Source organism: Crossiella sp. NPDC003009, assembly GCF_053591555.1.
In genome coordinates, this window is the sequence record NZ_JBSFUA010000041.1 from 49,832 (window position 1) to 66,994 (window position 17,163).

General features: G+C 71.3%; 17 protein-coding genes. 9 read left to right on the forward strand and 8 right to left on the reverse strand.

The features are described from left to right. Positions 1-79 precede the first annotated feature (79 nt). Positions 80-1,837 (reverse strand): thiamine pyrophosphate-dependent enzyme, encoded by a 1,758-nt coding sequence (locus tag ACWDY5_RS31840; RefSeq protein ID WP_449725841.1) that lies wholly within the window; start codon positions 1,835-1,837, stop codon positions 80-82. Positions 1,838-1,888: 51 nt separating this feature from the next. On the opposite strand from ACWDY5_RS31840, the gene ACWDY5_RS31845 reads away from it, so the two are divergent. Then, on the forward strand, positions 1,889-2,125 hold the full coding sequence (locus ACWDY5_RS31845; RefSeq protein ID WP_449725842.1) for a DUF6480 family protein: 237 nt from the start codon (positions 1,889-1,891) through the stop codon (positions 2,123-2,125). 6 nt (positions 2,126-2,131) lie between these two features. On the opposite strand, the gene ligD (ACWDY5_RS31850) is transcribed toward ACWDY5_RS31845, so the two are convergent. Then, positions 2,132-3,052 (reverse strand): non-homologous end-joining DNA ligase, encoded by a 921-nt coding sequence (ligD, locus tag ACWDY5_RS31850; protein WP_449725843.1) that lies wholly within the window; start codon positions 3,050-3,052, stop codon positions 2,132-2,134. A 128-nt stretch (positions 3,053-3,180) separates the two neighbouring features. Here ligD (ACWDY5_RS31850) and ACWDY5_RS31855 point away from each other — a divergent pair, with 128 nt between their 5' ends. Genes ACWDY5_RS31855 through ACWDY5_RS31865 form a run of 3 tightly spaced genes read left to right on the forward strand, consistent with a single transcriptional unit; the run spans position 3,181 to position 5,430 of the window. After that, entirely contained in the window at positions 3,181-3,522 is a 342-nt protein-coding gene (locus tag ACWDY5_RS31855) for a YciI family protein (RefSeq protein WP_449725844.1), read from the forward strand. Between the two features lie 5 nt (positions 3,523-3,527). After that, the gene (locus ACWDY5_RS31860) at positions 3,528-4,796 is read left to right on the forward strand and encodes an RNA polymerase sigma factor (RefSeq protein ID WP_449725845.1); all 1,269 of its coding nucleotides are present in this window, start codon (positions 3,528-3,530) and stop codon (positions 4,794-4,796) included. Then, complete coding sequence (locus tag ACWDY5_RS31865) at positions 4,786-5,430, forward strand: maleylpyruvate isomerase family mycothiol-dependent enzyme (RefSeq protein ID WP_449725846.1); 645 nt, start codon at positions 4,786-4,788, stop codon at positions 5,428-5,430. Before ACWDY5_RS31860 ends, ACWDY5_RS31865 begins: the two co-directional genes overlap by 11 nt. Here ACWDY5_RS31865 and ACWDY5_RS31870 read toward each other — a convergent pair. The 4 genes from ACWDY5_RS31870 to ku are packed head-to-tail and all read right to left on the reverse strand — an operon-like array spanning position 5,404 to position 10,535. Continuing rightward, positions 5,404-7,398, reverse strand: a complete 1,995-nt coding sequence (locus tag ACWDY5_RS31870; protein WP_449725847.1) for an ATP-binding protein — start codon at positions 7,396-7,398, stop codon at positions 5,404-5,406. The genes ACWDY5_RS31865 and ACWDY5_RS31870 overlap by 27 nt on opposite strands. After that, positions 7,385-8,110, reverse strand: coding sequence for a class I SAM-dependent methyltransferase (locus ACWDY5_RS31875; protein WP_449725848.1), 726 nt, complete (start codon positions 8,108-8,110; stop codon positions 7,385-7,387). Before ACWDY5_RS31875 ends, ACWDY5_RS31870 begins: the two co-directional genes overlap by 14 nt. A 10-nt stretch (positions 8,111-8,120) precedes the next feature. After that, positions 8,121-9,548: a non-homologous end-joining DNA ligase gene (gene ligD, locus ACWDY5_RS31880; RefSeq protein ID WP_449725849.1), complete on the reverse strand. Its 1,428-nt coding sequence runs from the start codon at positions 9,546-9,548 to the stop codon at positions 8,121-8,123. A 3-nt stretch (positions 9,549-9,551) separates the two neighbouring features. Beyond that, positions 9,552-10,535, reverse strand: coding sequence for a non-homologous end joining protein Ku (ku, locus tag ACWDY5_RS31885; protein ID WP_449725850.1), 984 nt, complete (start codon positions 10,533-10,535; stop codon positions 9,552-9,554). A 93-nt stretch (positions 10,536-10,628) separates the two neighbouring features. On the opposite strand from ku, the gene ACWDY5_RS31890 reads away from it, so the two are divergent. The 5 genes from ACWDY5_RS31890 to ACWDY5_RS31910 are packed head-to-tail and all read left to right on the forward strand — an operon-like array spanning position 10,629 to position 13,660. Continuing rightward, positions 10,629-11,603 (forward strand): TIGR03557 family F420-dependent LLM class oxidoreductase, encoded by a 975-nt coding sequence (locus tag ACWDY5_RS31890; RefSeq protein ID WP_449725851.1) that lies wholly within the window; start codon positions 10,629-10,631, stop codon positions 11,601-11,603. Positions 11,604-11,615: 12 nt separating this feature from the next. Then, positions 11,616-12,044, forward strand: coding sequence for a hypothetical protein (locus ACWDY5_RS31895; RefSeq protein WP_449725852.1), 429 nt, complete (start codon positions 11,616-11,618; stop codon positions 12,042-12,044). Continuing rightward, positions 12,041-12,700, forward strand: a complete 660-nt coding sequence (locus tag ACWDY5_RS31900; protein WP_449725853.1) for a nucleotidyltransferase family protein — start codon at positions 12,041-12,043, stop codon at positions 12,698-12,700. The genes ACWDY5_RS31895 and ACWDY5_RS31900 overlap by 4 nt, the downstream gene beginning before the upstream one ends. Then, positions 12,672-12,929, forward strand: coding sequence for a BON domain-containing protein (locus tag ACWDY5_RS31905; RefSeq protein ID WP_449725854.1), 258 nt, complete (start codon positions 12,672-12,674; stop codon positions 12,927-12,929). Before ACWDY5_RS31900 ends, ACWDY5_RS31905 begins: the two co-directional genes overlap by 29 nt. Beyond that, positions 12,926-13,660 carry a metallophosphoesterase family protein gene (locus ACWDY5_RS31910; RefSeq protein ID WP_449725855.1) on the forward strand — a complete coding sequence of 245 codons (735 nt, stop codon included), beginning with the start codon at positions 12,926-12,928 and terminating at the stop codon, positions 13,658-13,660. Before ACWDY5_RS31905 ends, ACWDY5_RS31910 begins: the two co-directional genes overlap by 4 nt. Before the next feature lie 59 nt (positions 13,661-13,719). On the opposite strand, the gene ACWDY5_RS31915 is transcribed toward ACWDY5_RS31910, so the two are convergent. Further along, the gene (locus tag ACWDY5_RS31915) at positions 13,720-14,814 is read right to left on the reverse strand and encodes an acetate/propionate family kinase (RefSeq protein WP_449725856.1); all 1,095 of its coding nucleotides are present in this window, start codon (positions 14,812-14,814) and stop codon (positions 13,720-13,722) included. Further along, positions 14,811-17,129, reverse strand: a complete 2,319-nt coding sequence (locus ACWDY5_RS31920; RefSeq protein ID WP_449725857.1) for a phosphoketolase family protein — start codon at positions 17,127-17,129, stop codon at positions 14,811-14,813. Before ACWDY5_RS31920 ends, ACWDY5_RS31915 begins: the two co-directional genes overlap by 4 nt. Positions 17,130-17,163: the final 34 nt, after the last annotated feature.

Here is a 17,163-nt window from a genome sequence, read left to right on the forward strand (position 1 = left end):
CGGTCCTCTCGCACATGCAGCCGGTTGGCTGCCTGAACGATAGGCAGTCAACCGGCTGCATGTCAACCGGGGCGGGAGGTCAGAGCTTCTGGATGCGGTCCTTGAACAGGGTGGTGGCGATCTGCTTGGCGCGGGGCTGGCCCTTGAGGAAGGACTGGGCGAACTTGGTGGCCTGCTCGTAGGTGATCTTGCCGGGCAGTGGGGGCTCGTCGGGGTTGACATCGACGTCGAGCAGGGCGGGGCCGGGGTGGGCCAGTGCGGCGCGGACGGCGTCCGGGAGGGCCTCGGGGGAGTCGATCTTCGCGCCGTAGGCGCCGCAGGAGCGGGCCCAGCCGCTGAAGTCGGAGCGGGGCTCGCCGAAGCGGACGCCGTGTTCGGGGTAGCCCAGGACCATCTGTTCCCAGAGGATCTGGCCGAGGGAGCCGTTGTTGTTGATGATGACCTTGACCGGCAGGTTCAGCCGGACCGCGGTGAGGAACTCGCCCATGAGCATGGCGAAGCCGCCGTCGCCGATGAAGGCGATGACCTGGCGGCCGGGGTGGGCCAGTTGCACGGCCAGGGCGTAGGGCAGGCCGCAGGCCATGGTGGCCAGGGTGGCGGAGAGGTAGAACTCGCGGGTGCCGCGGATGGTCCAGTGGCGGGCGGCCCAGGTGGTGACGGTGCCGGAGTCGCAGGTGAGGATGGCGTCGTCGGTGGCCAGGGTGTCCAGCAGGTGGGCCAGGTACTGGGGTGCGATGGGGGAGCGGTCCGGGTTCTGCTGGCTGGCCAGGTCTTGCCGCCACGTGTCCATTTTGGACTGGTACTTGCCCAGGTGGTCGTGGTCTCGCTTGTCCAGCAACGGGATCAGGCGGCGCAGTGACTCCTGGGCGTCGCCGACGACGGGGGCGGTGACGGGCAAGCGGACGCCGATGCGTTCGGGGAAGGTGTCGATCTGGGCGACGCGGACCTTGTCGGGGTCGGGCAGGTGGCGGGTGTAGGGGAAGTTGGTGCCGACCATGAGCAGGGTGTCGATGTCGTCGACGAGCTCGGCGCTGGGTGCGGTGCCGAGCAGGCCGAGGCCGCCGACGGTGTAGGGCGAGTCGTCGGGCAGGACTGCTTTGCCCGGCAGGGTTTTCAGCACCGGTGCGCCGAGGGTGTCGGCGACCTGGGTGACCTCGGCGCCCGCGCCGAGTGCGCCGGCACCGACCAGGATGGCGGGGCGGGTGCCCTCGTTGAGCAGGGTGGCCGCGGCGTGCAGCTGGATTTCGGCGGGGATGGGGCGGTGTTCGGGGAAGATCGGTGCGCCGTGGTGCGGGATGCCGGGTGCGCCGTGGCTGTAGGGGTCGGCGTCGGCCGGGGCGATCTGCACGTCGTTGGGCAGGCACAGGTGGGCCACGCCGCGGCGGGCCAGTGCGGTGCGCACGGCGCCGTCGAGGACGCCGGGGACCTGCTGGGGGTTGGTGATGAGCAGGTTGTACTCGGCGACGTCGGCGAAGACAGCGGTGAGGTCGACCTCTTGCTGGTAGCCGGAGCCGAGCAGGCCGGTTTCCTGGGCGCCGGTGAGGGCGAGCACGGGGGCGTGGTCGAGTTTGGCGTCGTAGAGGCCGTTGAGCAGGTGGATGCCGCCGGGGCCGGAGGTGGCCAGGCAGACGCCGAGGCCTCCGGTGGCCTTGGCGTGCGCGGTGGCCATGAAGGCGGCGGCTTCCTCGTGCTGGACGAGCACGAAGCGGACCTGGTCGCGGTGGCGGCGCAGGCCTTCCATGAGTCCGTTCACGCCGTCGCCGGGCAGGCCGAAGATGGTGTCCACGCCCCATTCGGCGAGGCGGCCGATGAGGCGTTGCGCGCAGATGTCACCCATGGTGGAGGGCCTACCCGGTGTGGTCGGGGGAAAACGGGTTACCCGGGTGGCATGAGTGAGCGACCGCCGCACCCCGAGCCGGAGCGAACCCCTGGTCTGGAGCCTGGTGGCGGTGTGCCGCCTGGTGAGACGCCGCCGGCGGAGGGCGGGATGTCGGGGTTGTCGCACCGGGAGCCGGAGCCCTCGGCCGCGACGGGGCGGGTCACGCTGGTGCTGGTGGGTGTGCTGACGCTGCTGGTGGTGGCGATGATCGTGGCGCAGATCGTGGGCATCATCGACGTGCTGTAGCGGGTTCTAGCGGGGCAGGTGCTGGGCCCGGCCGGGGTCGAGCAGGGCGGCCCACAGGTCGCCGTCGTCCTCGACGCGTTCGACGGCCTCGGCCGGGCTGAAGCGGAGCTGGCCGGGTTTGGTGCAGTTCTCCACCTCGGCCCAGGTGATGGGGGCGGCCACGGTGGGGGTGGGCTGGGCGCGCAGGGAGTAGGGGGCCACGGTGGTCTTGGCGGGGTTGTTCTGGCTCCAGTCGATGAGGATCTTGCCGGTGCGTTCGGACTTGGTCATGCGGGAGACGACCAGGTTGGGCAGTTGCCTGGCCAGGCGTTCGGCGATGGCCTTGGCGTAGGCGCTGGTGCGTTCGGGGGCGCTGACCCGGACCGGGACGTAGAGCTGGAGGCCTTTGCCGCCGCTGACCTTGGGGTAGGCGGTGAGGCCGTCCTCGGCGAGCACGGTGCGCAGGTGTTCGGCGACGCGGCAGCACAGGACCAGGTCGGCTGGTGCGCCGGGGTCGAGGTCGAAGACCAGGCGGTCGGGTTCCCTGATGCCGCCCCGGGGTCCGACTGTCCACTGTGGAACGTGGAGTTCGAGGGCGGCCAGGTTGGCTGCCCACATCAGGGTGGCCAGGTCGTTGACGAGCAGGTAGTGGATGCTGTCGCGGCCGCGGCTGCTGCCGGGGGTGGGGATCTCGGCGGTGCGGACCCACTCGGGGGCGTGCCGGGAGGTGTTCTTCTCGTAGAAGCTCTCGCCGGTGACGCCGTCGGGGAAGCGGCGCAGGGTGGCCGGGCGGTGGCGCAGGTGGGGCAGCAGCACCGGGGCGATGCGGGCGTAGTAGTCGATGACCTCGGACTTGGTGGTGCGGGCCTGCGGGTAGAGCACCTTGTCCAGGTTGGTCAGGCGTACCCGGCGGTCTTCGACCGCGACCGTGACGGTGTCGGCGTCCACCGGGGTGGGGTACCCACGGGTGGCTGGGACTACCGCGGTGGAGAAATTTTCGCGGGCGTGTCGATATCGGGGGTGGCCGTTCGTCGTCATGGTGTACGCCAGCACCAGAACCGACGAGAGGCCGAACTGTGAAGTACATGCTGTTGATGTTCAGTGGGGACCCGGCGCAGGAGCCGCAGTGCACGGTGGAGGACTGGGTCGCCTTTGAGAAGGAGATGAAGGCGGCCGGGATCTGGGTGTCCGGGCATGCGCTGGCCGATCTGACCACGGCGACGACGGTGCAGGTCAGCGCGTCGGGGGAGCGGACGATCATCGATGGGCCGTTCGCGGAGACCCGTGAGGTGCTGGGCGGTTACGACATCATCGACGTGCCGAACCTGGATGTGGCGCTGGAGTGGGCGGCGCGGTGTCCTGGTTCGCGGGATGGCGGGGCGGTCGTGGTGCGGCCGGTCGCGGACTTCGGGAGCTGATCGTCGTGGACGGGCGGGCGTCGTCGGCGGAGTCGGTGGAGTCGGTCTTCCGGGAGGAGCACGGCAGGCTGCTGGCCTCGCTGGTGCGGCGCTTCGGTGACCTGGATCTGGCCGAGGAGGTCGCCGCGGAGGCGATCGAGGCGGCGTTGACGCACTGGCCGGTCGACGGCGTGCCCGCGCGTCCGGGGGCGTGGCTGCTGACCACGGCGCGGCGCAAGGCGGTGGACCGGCTGCGGCGGGACCAGGTTTATGCGGCGCGGTTGGCGATCTTGCAGGTGGAGGCGGACCGGGCTGATCCGGTGCCCTCGGCTGACCTGGGGGCGGAGTTGCCGGATGAGCGGTTGCAGTTGTTCTTCACCTGCGCGCATCCGGCGTTGCCCGCGGAGGACCGGGGTGCGTTGACGCTGCGGTGCCTGGCCGGGTTGACCACGGGTGAGGTGGCGCGGGCCTATCTGGTGCCCGCGGCGACGATGGCGCAGCGGATCGTGCGGGCGAAGAAGAAGATCCGGGAGGCGCGGATCCCGTTCCGGGTGCCGGGGGCCGATGAGTTGCCGGAGCGGTTGCCGGGGGTGCTCTCGGTGTTGTACTCGATCTTCACCGAGGGGTATGCGGCCAGTTCGGGTCCGCGGTTGCAGCGGCTGGACCTGGCTGAGGAGGCGATCCGGTTGGCGCGGATCCTGCACCGGCTGTTGCCGGGTCAGCGGGAGGTGACCGGGTTGCTGGCGTTGATGCTGCTGGTGCATGCCCGGCGGGCGGCGCGCACCGGGCCGGCTGGTGAGGTGGTGTTGCTGGCCGATCAGGACCGGAGCCGCTGGGACCAGGTGATGATCGAGGAGGGTCAGCATCTGGTGGTGGCGGCGCTGACCGGTGGTCCGGCCGGGCAGTTCGGGGTGCAGGCGGCGATCGCGGCGTTGCACGATGAGGCCGCTGATGTGGAAAGCACTGACTGGCCGCAGATCGTGGCTCTCTACGACGTGTTGTTGAAGATCGCTCCGTCGCCGGTGGTGGCGTTGAACCGGGCGGCGGCGGTGGCGATGCGGGATGGTCCGGCCGTGGGGCTGGCGCTGCTGGACGGGCTGGCGGCGGAGCCGAAGTTGCGTGGCTATCACCTGTATCCGCTGGCCCGTGCGGATCTGCTGGAGCGGCTTGGCCGCCTGGTGGAGGCCGCGGATGCCTACCGGCAGGCGCTGAAGCTGGTGGGAAATGAAACCGAGCGTGCGCACCTGCGCCATCGACTTGTTGCTGTGGAAGGAAAGATTGACCATGGACCGTGAGCAGATCCTCGCCTGGACCCACGCCGAGCGTCTTGACCTGGCGGAGTTCCTGGAGACGTTGAGCGAGCCGGACTTCCGGGTCCAGTCGTTGTGTGCGGAGTGGACGGTGCACGAGGTGGTGGCGCACCTGACCGTGGCCACCCGGATGTCGCTGGGGGCCACGGTGTGGGCGGCGATCCGGGCGCGGGGCAGTTTTGACCGGATGGAGACGAACCTGGCGCGGGAGCGTTCGGCGCGGTTCTCTCCGGCGGAGCTGATCGCGCAGTACCGGGAGACCGCGGGCTCGGCGAAGCGGACGCCGGGGTCGGGGGTGCTGGATCCGCTGACGGACACGTTGGTGCACGGGCAGGACATCGCGCGGCCGCTGGGCCGGGTGCGGGTGATGCCGGTGGAGCGGGCGCTGGCGGCGCTGGAGCACGTGCTGGGCAGTGCGTTCTACGGGGCGCGCAAGCGGTTCGCGGGGCTGCGGCTGGTGGCCACTGACGTCGACTTCTCCTCCGGTGAGGGTGCGGAGGTGCGTGGTCCGGTGGATGAGCTGCTGATGCTGGCCACCGGGCGGCCCTCGGGTTTGGCGGGGTTGTCGGGGCCGGGTGTGGGGCGGCTGGTGTCAGGTTTCGCCGAGGCGGGCAAGTAGCCAGTCGGCCTGGGGGTGGCGGTGCTGGGCGCGGTAGAGCTCCAGCGCCTGCCGCCAGGCCGTGCTGGCTTGTTCGGGCTGGTCGAGGGCGGTGTGGGCGAGGCCGAGGCGGCGCAGGATGTCGGCCTGTTCGTAGTGGTCGCCGAGTTCGCGGTAGCGGTCCAGGGCTTGGCTGAGGTAGTCGATGGCCTGCTGGTGGCGGCCGAGTCGCAGGCCGATGCTGCCGATGCTGTGCAAGGCGCCGGCCTCCCCGTCCCGGTAGTGGTGTACGCGGGAGAGTTCCAAGGCGGTCATGAAGTAGTCCAGGGCTTTGAGCTGGAGCCCGAGGTTGGCCAGGTGCCAGCCGTAGCCCTTGAGCGCCTTGGCCCGCCATTCGGGGGCGTCGAGCTGTTCGAAGGCGTCCAGAGCGTGGGTGGCGTGGGTGAGGGCGCGTTGGTGCTCGCCCAGTTCCTGCCAGGCCAGGGCCAGTGCCCGTTCGGCGTGGGCGCGTCCGGCCAGGTCGCCTGCCGCGACGGACTGCTCGACGGCGCGGGTGAGCTGGTCGAGGGCCTCCTGGGGGCGGTTCAGGCGCAGGTTGGCGCGGCCGAGCAGGCGCAGGGCGGTGTAGCGGGCCTCGGGGTGGTCGAGCTCTTCGGCGGCGGCCAGGCCGAGGGTCCAGGTCTCGTGGTGTTCGAGCCGGTGGCCGCGGCGCTGGTGGAAGGTGGTCATAGCCCAGGCCAGCTGCCAGGTCAGGGTGGCATCGCCCAGGGGCAGGGTGGCCAGCAGGCAGGCGTGTTCGGCGTCGAACCAGGCCAGTGCGGCGCGTTCGTCCGGCAGCTCCAGGGGCGGGGTGCGGGGTGGGTCGAGCGGCAGGGGGAGCTGGTGCAGCCGGTCGAGGTGGTGGCGGGCGCGCAGGGCGGTGTGCCGGTAGAAGTCGGTGAGGCGGCTCAGGTCGGCGTCGGTGGCCTGGGTGGCGGCGAAGTCGCGGACCAGGTCGTGCATGCGCCAGCGGCCGGTGGCGTCGCGGTGCAGGAGTGAGGCTTGTTCGAGGGCGCGCAGGGTGCGGCGGCTGCCGGGTGAGCCGAGCAGGGCGGTGGCGGCGGCGGTGCTGATGTCCGGGCCGGGGGCGATGCCGAGCAGGCCGAAGGCCCTGGCTTGTTCGATGGTCAGCGCGCGGTGGGACCAGGACAGCACGGCGGTGATGCTGGCGGTCGGGTCGTCCTCGTCCAGGCCGGTCTCGCGGAGTTCGGCGACCACCTCGGCCAGTGGCAGGTGGGGCTGGGTCTGGGCTCGGCCGGCGACGATGTTGAGGGCCAGCGGGAGTCCGCCGCAGAGCGCGGCGAGTTCGTCCAGGGCGGCGGGGTCGGTGGCGCCCAAACGCTGGGTCAGCAGGTCGTGGGACTCCGGGCCGGGCAGGACGTCAAGAGGCACGTGGTGGGCGTGTTGGGTGCTGACCAGGCCGGGCAGGTGGTTGCGGCTGGTCACCAGGACGGTGCAGGCAGGGCTGCCGGGCAGCAGGGGCAGGACCTGGGCGGTGTCGGCGGCGTTGTCCAGCACGATGAGCAGCTGCTTGCCCGCGACCAGGCTGCGGTAGTGGGCGAAGGGGTCGGCCGGCAGGTGGGAGGGGTCCTGGCCGAGGGCGTCGAGGAAGCCGCGGACGGCGGCGGCCGGGGTCAGCGGTTCGGTTTCGGGGCTGAAGCCGCGCAGGTCGACGAAGAGCTGTCCGTCGGGGAAGGCGTCCAGGCGCTGGTGTGCCCAGTGCAGGGCGAGTGCGGTTTTGCCGATGCCGCCGGTGCCGGCCAGTGCGGTGATCGGCGCGCGGCCCAGTGCGTCCAGTTCCGGGGTGCGGCCGACGAAGGCGGGTGGGGCCGGTGGCAGTTGGCGGGGGATGGGCGGTGGCGGGGCGTGCAGGTGGATGTCGCCGGTGATGGAGCCGGCTTGGATGAGGTGTCCGGCGACGTCGCCGGTGTGCTGGTTAGACGGGTGCACGGAACAGGGCCGTCCACAGGAAGGACTCGCCGAAGGCGGGGTCCTCGGCGGGCTGGGGGCGCATGCGGCGCAGTTCGACCTCGGTGAGCTCGTGGAAGATCCAGCGCAGTTCTTCGTCGGTGTAGGCCAGTCCGCCGAAGAGGCTGGCTTCGCGGTAGAGCTCGGCGTCGGGGACCTCGGAGCCCATGCCGCCGGTGGCGAAGCAGGTCAGCGCGAAGTGCCCGCCGGGGGCGAGCAGGCGGGTGAGCAGGTCGAGGTAGCTGATCCGGCGGTGCGGGGGCAGGTGGTGGAAGCAGCCGGAGTCGTAGATCAGGTCGTAGCGGCCGTCCAGGTCGAGCTGGAAGGCATCGCCCTGGTGGAAGCGGATGTCCGCGTCCGCTTGGCCGGCGCGTTCGCGGGCCCAGGTGATCGCGGTGGGGGAGAGGTCGACGGCGTCCACGGTGAAGCCCGCTTTGGCCAGGTGGATGGCGTTGCGGCCGGCGCCGCAGCCCAGGTCCAGAACCCGGCAGGGGGTGAGCAGGCCGCGGTGGAGCCAGTCGAGCAGGCTCTCGTCCGGTTTGGCCACGAAGAACGGGACCGGCTTGTCCCGGTCGGCGTAGAAGCGGTCCCACCAGGCGGCGCCGCCGTCGCTGGTCCAGCGGTCAGCTTCGCGGGCGAAGAGGCCGTCGAGCAGCCGGAGCACGTCTTCCACGCTGCGGATGTTGCGGTCCACGCAGGCGATCCTAGGCCGTGATCTCTTCTGGGCGGCGATCTGGCCGCAAGCCGCGCCAGGAGGGTGTGCGCAGCTTCCCCTCCGGTGTCCATTCCCGGAAGGAGACCTCGCCGACCAGGGACGGGGTGACCCAGTGGGTGGTGCGGGCGCGGTCGGCGGGGACGCGGTCGAGGAAGGGGGAGCTCTTGCGGGCCAGTGCGGTCAGGCGGCGGGTGAGCAGGCGCAGCATCTCCTGGGTGAAGCCGGTGCCGACCTGGCCGACGTAGCGCAGGCCGCCCTGGGCGGGGATGCCGAGCATGAGGGAGCCGAGCAGGCCTTCGCGGCGGCCGTGGCCGGTGCGCCAGCCGCCGATGACCACCTCTTGGGTGCGCAGGTCGGTGATCTTGATCCAGTCGGGGCTGCGGTGGCCGGGGTGGTAGCGGGAGTCCCGGCGTTTGGCGAGCACGCCTTCCAGTCCGGCGTCCTGGGCGGCGCGCAGCACGGCGGCACCGGCGCCGGGGTAGGCCGGTGGGGTGAGCCAGCGGGGGCCGCTGAGGGCGAGCTCGTCGAGCAGGCGGCGGCGCTCGGCGTAACGTAAGTCCACTGTGGACTGTCCGTCGAGGTGCAGCAGGTCGAAGATGAGGTAGTGCACCGGCTGGGACTCGGTCAGGCGGCGCACGGTGGCGGCGTCGCCGACGTGCATGCGGCGTTGCAGGGCGGTGAAGCTGGGTTTGCCGTCGCGGAAGGCCACGATCTCGCCGTCCAGGAGGGTCTGGGTGCTGCCGAGCTGGTCGCCGAGGCCGCGGATCTCCGGGTAGGTGGCGGTGATCTCGCCGCCTGCGCGGGAGTGCAGGGTCAGCCGGCCGCCGTCGACGCGGGCGATCGCGCGGACCCCGTCCCATTTGAACTCATAGGACCACAGCTCGTCCTGCTCGGCCGGGGGCAGCACACCGGGGGAGGCGAGCATGGGCGGGACGGCTTCGGGCAGGGGCACCCAGTCCGGGTTGCCGGGGGCGTCCAGGCGGTGCACCAGCCAGTTCTCGCCCTTGCGGGAGAACAGGAACCGGCCGTTGGCGCGTTGGCCGTGCAGGACGACCTCGACCCTGGCCCTGGTCCACTGGATGGTCTCGTAGTGCCCGGCGTCCCAGATGGTCATGGTGCCCGCGCCGTACTCCCCGCGCGGGATCTCCCCGGCGAAGGCGGCGTAGGAGAGCGGGTGGTCCTCGGTGTGCACGGCCAGGCGGGGCACGCCGGGTTCGGTGGGCAGTCCTTTGGGCACGGCCCAGGAGACCAGGACCCCGGCGCGTTCGAGGCGGACGTCCCAGTGCAGGCGGCGGGCGTGGTGTTCCTGGATGACGAAGGTGTCGTCCTGGCCGCGGGGCAGCGGTCCGGGTCCGGGCACCGGCTCGGGGGTGCGGGCGGGGTCCCGTTTGCGGCGGTACTCGGTGAGATCGCCCACGGGCTAGGCGGATCGTTTGGGGGTGCGGGGTTTGGCGGTGCCCGACTTGGCCGTGCTCCGGCTGCTGGAGGTCTTGGCACCACTGGCCTTGGCCGTGCTGGACTTGGTGGTGCCGGTCTTGGCGGTTGTCTTCGTGCCGCCGGTGCGGGCGCGGGTGGTGGTCTTCTCCGCGGCGGGCTTGGCGCGACTGGTGGTCTTGCGCTTGGCGGGCTCGCCCTTGCCGCCGGCGGCTTCCACGCTGCGCTGCAACGCGGTCATGAGGTCGACGACCTCGGCGTGCTGTTCCTGTTCGCCGCGTGCCGGTGGGGCCGCGCCCTCGGCCTTGGCCTCGATCAGCTCCTGCAGCGCCACCCGGTAGTCATCGCCGAACTCCTCGGGGTGGAAGTCCCCGGACATGCTCTCCACCAGCGAGCCTGCCATCTGCAGCTCCTGGCGGCGGACCTCGGTGTCCTCGTGCAGGAACGGGAACTCCGGAACCCGGATCTCATCCGGCCACATCATGGTGTGCAGCACCAGCACGTCCTCGCGGGCGCGCAGCATCGCCAGGGTCTCCCGCTGCCGCAGGGTGATCTTCACAACGGCCAGCCGGTCGGCCTGTTCCAGGGCGGTGCGCAGCAGCACGTAGGGGCGGACCGCGGCCTTGTCGGGTTCCAGGTAGTAGCTCTTCTGGAAGTAGATCGGGTCGATCTGCTCGGCGGAGACGAACTCCACCACGTCGATGGCCCGGTCGGTGGTGATGGGCAGGGAGTCGAAGTCCTCCTTGGTCAGGGTGACCAGGCGGCCGTCCTCCAGCTCGTAGCCGCGGTCGATCTCGGCGTAGTCGACCTCCTCGCCGCAGGCTGAGCAGACGCGCTTGTACCGGATGCGGCCGCCGTCGGCGCGGTGCACCTGGTGGAAGCGGAAGTCGTGCTCCTCGGTGGCCGCGTACAGCTTCACCGCGATGGTGACCAACCCGAAGGAGATCGCGCCCCGCCACATCGCTCTCATGCCACCCGGGTTACCCAGACACGCGCGCGTATACACCTGTTTCGCCCGGTAGTGGCGGTGTGTGAGGTGGGCGGCGTTGGGTAACCGGGCGTCATGGTCAGCATCGGATACTTCCTGTCCTGCGAGGAGCACGGCCCACGGGAGCTGGTCCGCCAGGCCCGGCTGGCCGAGCAGGCCGGGTTCGAGCGGCTGTGGATCTCCGACCACTTCCACCCGTGGAACGGCGAGCAGGGCCAGAGCCCGTTCGTGTGGTCGGTGATCGGCGCGCTCTCAGAGGCCACCCGGCTGCCCATCACCACCGCGGTCACCTGCCCCACCGTGCGCACCCACCCGGCGGTCATCGCCCAGGCCGCGGCCACCGCGGCCGTGCAGTGCGAGGGCCGGTTCACCCTCGGGGTGGGCAGCGGCGAGGCGCTCAACGAACACATCCTCGGCGACCCGTGGCCCTCCGCCGACGTCCGGCTGCGCATGCTGGAAGAGGCGATCGAGGTCATCCGGGCACTGCACACCGGCAAGCAGGTCGACCACGACGGCGAGTTCTACACCGTGCAAAACGCCCGCATCTACACCCTGCCCGAGCAGCCGGTGCCCATCTACTTCTCCGCCTTCGGCCCCAAGGCCGCCAAGCTGGCCGGGCGGGTCGCCGACGGGTTCATGAGCACCCAACCCGACGCCGAGACCCTCGGAATCTTCCGCGAGCACGGCGGGGCGGGCAAACCGGCCCAGGGCGGGTTCAAGGTGTGCTGGGCCGAGACCGAGGAGCAGGCCGCGCAGACCGTGCACCGGTTGTGGCCCAACGAGTCCCTGCCCGGCGAACTGGCCCAGGTGCTGCCCGCGCCCCGGCACTTCGAGCAGGCCGCCGAACTGGTCACCCCGGAGATGAGCAGGCAGGCAGTGCCCTGCGGCCCGGACGTCGACGCCCACCTTGCCGCGCTGCGGTCCTATGTGGACGCCGGGTTCGACGAGGTCTACGTGCAGCAGATCGGCCCCGACCAAGAGGAGTTCTTCCGCAACTGGGCCGAGCACGTGCTGCCCAGGGCCAAGCAGACCGCGACCGCACTGGCCTGAGGAGGGAGAGACATGACGTCGCACGAGTACAGCCCGCCGCCCCCGGACGAGCTCGGCACCACCGAGCACACCCCCGAGGACCCGGCGAACCTGACCGCCGCCGAGGACCTGGACGAGGACCGCATCGGCATGGACCCCCTTGAGGAAGGGATCGAGCCGCCGGAGGACTGGGCGGAGGCCAACCGGCACGGCACCACCGCCCGCGAGCAGTCCGAGGGCGAACCCCTGGCCGACCGGCTGGCCGAGGAAGTTCCCGACCAGCAACCTGAGCTGCCACCGGAGCCTCCGTTGGGAGCCACCCCCGACGAGGAGCTGGACGAGACCATCGACGAGGCCCCGCCAGAAGCCGACCCCGAGCTCGGCGAGATCGAACCGGGCGAGGAGCAGGTCCCGGAGCGTGGCGGCCCGGAACAGCGGGCGATGCGAATCGAGCGCGGATGAGCGAGGAACTGGCCCCGTTACCGCTGGAAGAGCCCCCGCAGGAGCCGCCGACGGCGGACCCGGACGCGCTGCTGCGCACCCTGGTCAAAGTGGTGACCACCTTGCGCGCCAAGGACATCCCCTTCGCCGTCACCGGCGGCGCGGCGGTCTACGCGCGCGGCGGGGCGGCCTCCGACCACGACATCGACCTGCTGGTCACCGGCGAGGACGCCCGCCGCGCGGTGCAAGCCTTGGTGGACAACGGGATGCGCGGCGCCCAGCCACCGGAGGACTGGCTGCTCAAGGCCTACGACGGGGACCGGCTGATCGACCTGATCTTCCGCCCCAACGACCGGCCGGTCACCCACGAGCAGCTGGCACGGGCCGAGGACCTGCGGATCGGCTCGGTCACCGCGCCGGTGGCCCGCGCCACCGACCTGGTGGTGGACAAGCTGCTGGTGCTCGGGCCGCACCGCTGCGACTTCACCGAACTGCTGCCGATGGCCCGCGCCCTGCGCGAGCAGGTCGATTGGGAGCGGGTCGCCACCGACACCGCCGACTCCCCGTACGCCGAGGCTTTCCTGTTGCTGCTCAAGCGGTTGCGGATCGCCCCGGCGCTGGGCGCGGTCGGCCATCGAGGAGGACAGGGTGAACGAAGCACGAACGCCGCAGTATGAGGTGGGCCGGTTGCGCCGCGCGCTGGTGGAGGACCCCCGCACCGCCGAGCAGGGGGTCAAGGTCACCGTGCGCGGTGAGCACGTCTTCCTCTCCGGCGAGGTCGCCAGCGAGCAGCGGCGGCGCAACCTGGATGAGGTGATCGGCGAACTGGCGCCGGACCTGGTGGTGCACAACGAGACCCACGTGGTCGAGGCCGGTGCGCCGACTGGACGGGAGGAGCTACGGTGATCCGGATAGCCGCGGTCGGCGACGTCCACCTGGGACCGGACGCCGCCGGACACCTGCGACCCGCCCTTGAGGAGCTCGGCGACTGCGCCGACGTGCTGCTGCTGGCGGGAGATTTGACCAAGCACGGCAGCCTGGACGAGGCCAAGGTGGTCGCCGAGGAGTTCTCCGGCCTGCCGGTGCCGGTGCTGGCGGTGCTGGGCAACCACGACCACCACGCCGACATCCCCGATCAGGTCGCCGGCCTGCTCACCGAGCACGGCATCACCGTGCTGGAAGGCAACGGCGTCACCCTGGAGATCGGCAAGTGCACCCTGGGCGTGGCCGGGGTGAAGGGCTTCGGCGGCGGCTTCGCGGGCAAGTGCGGAAGCTCCTTCGGCGAACGGGAGATGAAGGCCTTCATCGACCACACCACCGAGGTCTCCGGCCAGCTCGCCGACGCGCTCAACGGCCTGGAGTGCGACATCAAGGTCGCGCTGACCCACTACTCGCCGGTCAACGACACCCTCAAGGGCGAACCCCCGGAGATCTACCCGTTCCTGGGTTCCTACCTGCTGGCCGAGGCCATCGACAGCACGGGCACCGACCTGGCCCTGCACGGCCACGCCCACTTCGGCACCGAGCACGGCAGCACCCCCGGCGGGGTCCGGGTCCGCAACGTGGCCCAGCCGGTGATCAAGGCCGCCTACCAGATCTACTGCCTCGAACCGGCGGTGGTGGCCACCTCGGCTTAGCCGATCGTGTGGCGGGCTCTCGCTGAGCTTCCCTCAGCGAGAGCCCGCGCACCCAGGGCCTAGACCACCGTCAGCGCGTCCCGGCACAGCTGGAGCTCCTCGCGTGGCTTGACGACCAGCACCGGCACCCCCTCGGTGTGCACCGGCCCGTCGTCCTCCCGGTTGTCCGCCACTGCGGGCCGGATGCCCAGCTGCCCCAGCCGCGCGGTGATCGCCTCCCGCAGCTCCGGCTGGTCCCAGCCGATCTCCCCGGTGAAGACCAGCGCGTCCACCCGGTACAGGCTGGTGGCCGCGGCGGCCAGCTCGCGGGCCACCCGGTGGGCGAAGACCCGCAATGCCAGGTCCGCCGCCGGGTCACCGTCCCTGGCCGCGGCCACCAGCTCACGGGTGTCGCCGGAGCGGCCGTCGGACAGGCCCAGCAGACCGGAATGGCGGTACAGGCCCTCGGAAAGCTGCTCGGGGGTGAGGCCCTTCTCGAGCAGGTGCAGCAGCAGACCGGGGTCGATGGAGCCGGAACGCTTGGACATGGGCACCCCTTCCAGCGGGGTGAAGCCCATGGAGGTGTCCACGCTGCGGCCGTCCCGGTAGGCGCACACCGAACAGCCGCCGCCCAGGTGCGCGATCAGCAAGCTCAGCTTGTCCGCCGCCACCCCGGTCATCGCGGACACCCGGCGCACCGCGTGCGCGTAGGACAGGCCGTGGAAACCGTAGCGCCGCAACCCGAACCGCTGCCGCCACTGCGCGGGCAGCGGGTAGGTCCAGGCCAGGTCGGACAGTCCATTGTGGAACGCGGTGTCCGGGCACAGCACGTGCGGCACCCCGGAGAGCTGCCCGCGCAGCTTCACCAGCAGGGCCAGCGTCCGCGGCACGTGCAGTGGGGCCAGCGCGGCCACCGGGTCCAGGGCGCGCACCAGCTCTTCGGTGACCACGGCCGGGGTGCGCACCACCTCGCCGCCGTGCACCAGCCGGTGCGCCACCGCGGTCAGCTCCCGGTCGCCCACCCGGAACAGCAGCTTGCGCAGCTCCGCCGCGGCTTCCTCGGAGTCCGGCGGGGCTTCCACGTGCATCTGGTCCAGCACGCGTTCGGTGTCCCCGGAGACCAGGTGCGCTTGCAGGCTGGAGGATCCGGGGTTGATCGTCAGCACGGTGCTCATGCGGGCCAGCTCCAGTCGGTGATCTCCGTGGCGTCCACACCCTCGCGGTAGGCGTGCGCGCGCAGCTCGTCGCGTTCGGCGAGCAGCCGCTGGGCCAGGCCGCCACCGGCGCTGGCCCAGCCGCCCGCCCGGCGCAGTGCGTCGGCGGCCAGGTCGTAGCGGCTCATCCGGTTGCTCACCAGCAGGTCGAACGGTGTGGTCGTGGTGCCTTCCTCCAGGTAGCCGTGCACGTGGAAGCGCGTGGGGTCGGGGCGGCCGTGCAGCACCTCGTGCACCGCGGAGGGGTAGCCGTGGAAGGCGAAGACCACCGGCAGGCCGCGGCCGAAGCAGGCCTCGAAGGCGCGTTCGTCCATGCCGTGCGGGTGCCGGCGCGGGGTGGACAGGCTGAGCAGGTCGACCACGTTGACCACCCGCACCATCAGATCCGGTGCGTGCCGCCGCAACAGGTCGGCCGCGGCCAGGGTCTCCACCGTGGGCACCCCGCCCGCGCAGGCCAGCACCACCTCCGGCTGGTCGCGGTGCTGCTCGGTGCCCGCCCAGTCCCACACCCCGGCGCCCGCCCGGCAGTGCCGGGCCGCCTCCTCGGCGGAAAGCCATTGGGCGGCAGGGTGTTTGCCGGCGATGACCAGGTTGATCCGGTCGGTGGAGGACAGGCAGTGGTGCAGGGTGTGCAGCAGGGTGTTGGCATCCGGCGGGAAGTAGATCCGGCTGACCGAGGACTTCTTGCTGAGCAGGTTGTTGATGAAGCCGGGGCCCTGGTGGCTGTAGCCGTTGTGCTCCTGCCGCCAGCCCTCGCTGGTGAGCAGGTAGTTGAGGCTGGCCACCGGGCTCCGCCACGGCGTCTCGCCGGCCATCTTGAGGAACTTGGCGTACTGGTTGACCATACTGTCCACAATGGAGGCGAAGGCCTCGTAGCAGGGGAACAGGCCGTGCCGCCCGGTGAGCAGGTAGCCCTGCAACCAGCCCTGGCACAGGTGTTCCGACAGCACCTCCATCACCCGGCCGTGCCGCCCGAGGTGTTCGGCCGGGCTGCCCGGCGGCCAGGCGAAGACCCGGTCGGTGGCGGTCAGGGTGGCGTCGAGCTTGTTGGAGGCCAGCTCGTCCGGGCACATGATCCGGAAGTTCCGGCTGTCCTCGGTGCGCCGCAACAACTCCGCCAGGTACTCACCCGCGGTCTCCGTCGGACTGGCCTGGGCCGCACCGGGTTTGCTCACCGGCACGGCGAACTCGGCCGGGTCGGGCAGGGGCAGCTCGCGGCGCAGGTCGCCGCCGTTGGCCTGCGGCACCCGCCCCAGGCGCAGCTCCTCCGGTGGCAGCAGGTCGAGCAGGTCCGGCTGGGGTGCGCCGTTCCTGGTGAACAGCTCTTCCGGACGGTAGGAGCGCAGCCAGCGTTCCAGCAGTTCCAGGTTGTCCGCCTCGATCGGCACCTGGTGGGCGTGGAAGCTGCCCTCCAGGGGGGTGCCCTCGGCGTCGAAGGCGGGCAGGCCCCAGCCCTTGGGGCTGCGCAACAGGATCATCGGCCAGCGCGGCCGATCCGGTTGGCGGTCGCGGATGCCGGTGATCTCGGTGCGGGCCAGGGTGAGTGTGCTGGCCAGCAGCTCCTCCGGCTCGGCGGTCGTGGTGACATCGACCAGGTGCGGGGTCCAGCCGGCGCCGTGGAAGTAGGCGGCCAGCTCGTCGTCGTCCATCGAGGCGTACACCGTCGGCGAGGAGATCTTGGCTCCGTTGAGGTGCAGGATCGGCAGCACCGCGCCGTCGTGCGCCGGATCGAGGAACTTGCCGCCGTGCCAGGACCCCGCGGTCGGCCCGGTCTCGGCCTCCCCGTCGCCGACCAGGCAGGCCACCAGCAGCTCCGGATCATCCAGCGCCGCCCCGAACGCGGTGGCCAGGGCGTAGCCGAGCTCGCCACCCTCGTGGATGACCCCCGGCACCTCGGGGGAGAGGTGGCTGGGAAACCCGCCGGGCCAGGAGAAACGGCGCACCAGCTCGGTCAGTCCGGTCTCATCCAGAGTCAGTGCCGGGTCGTGCCGGGCGTGCGTGCCCTCCAGCCACAGGTTGGCGTGCACCGCGGGCGCGCCGTGACCGGGCCCGACCACGAACAACGTGCGCTGGCCGGTGGCCTTGGCCAGCGCGTTGAGTCCACTGTAGACAAACGTGATACCTGGACAGGTGCCCCAGTGCCCGAGCAGCCGGGGTTTGAGGTGCTGCGGGCGTAGCGGCTCGCGCAACAGCACGTTGTCCCGCAGGTAGATCATGGCGGCGGCCAGGTAGTCAGCGGCTCGGCGGTAGCGGCGGGCGGCCGCGGTGTCGATCACAGAAACCGGGTTTCCCGAATTCCTCGCTCGCCAC

Excerpts from the sequence above, each read along its gene's own strand:
- ACWDY5_RS31840 (WP_449725841.1), bottom strand. The coding sequence starts at position 1,837 with ATGGGTGACATCTGCGCGCAACGCCTCATCGGCCGCCTCGCCGAATGG.
- ACWDY5_RS31845 (WP_449725842.1), top strand. The coding sequence starts at position 1,889 with ATGAGTGAGCGACCGCCGCACCCCGAGCCGGAGCGAACCCCTGGTCTG.
- ACWDY5_RS31865 (WP_449725846.1), top strand. The coding sequence starts at position 4,786 with ATGGACCGTGAGCAGATCCTCGCCTGGACCCACGCCGAGCGTCTTGAC.
- ku (WP_449725850.1), bottom strand. The coding sequence starts at position 10,535 with ATGAGAGCGATGTGGCGGGGCGCGATCTCCTTCGGGTTGGTCACCATC.
- ACWDY5_RS31890 (WP_449725851.1), top strand. The coding sequence starts at position 10,629 with ATGGTCAGCATCGGATACTTCCTGTCCTGCGAGGAGCACGGCCCACGG.
- ACWDY5_RS31895 (WP_449725852.1), top strand. The coding sequence starts at position 11,616 with ATGACGTCGCACGAGTACAGCCCGCCGCCCCCGGACGAGCTCGGCACC.
- ACWDY5_RS31900 (WP_449725853.1), top strand. The coding sequence starts at position 12,041 with ATGAGCGAGGAACTGGCCCCGTTACCGCTGGAAGAGCCCCCGCAGGAG.
- ACWDY5_RS31915 (WP_449725856.1), bottom strand. The coding sequence starts at position 14,814 with ATGAGCACCGTGCTGACGATCAACCCCGGATCCTCCAGCCTGCAAGCG.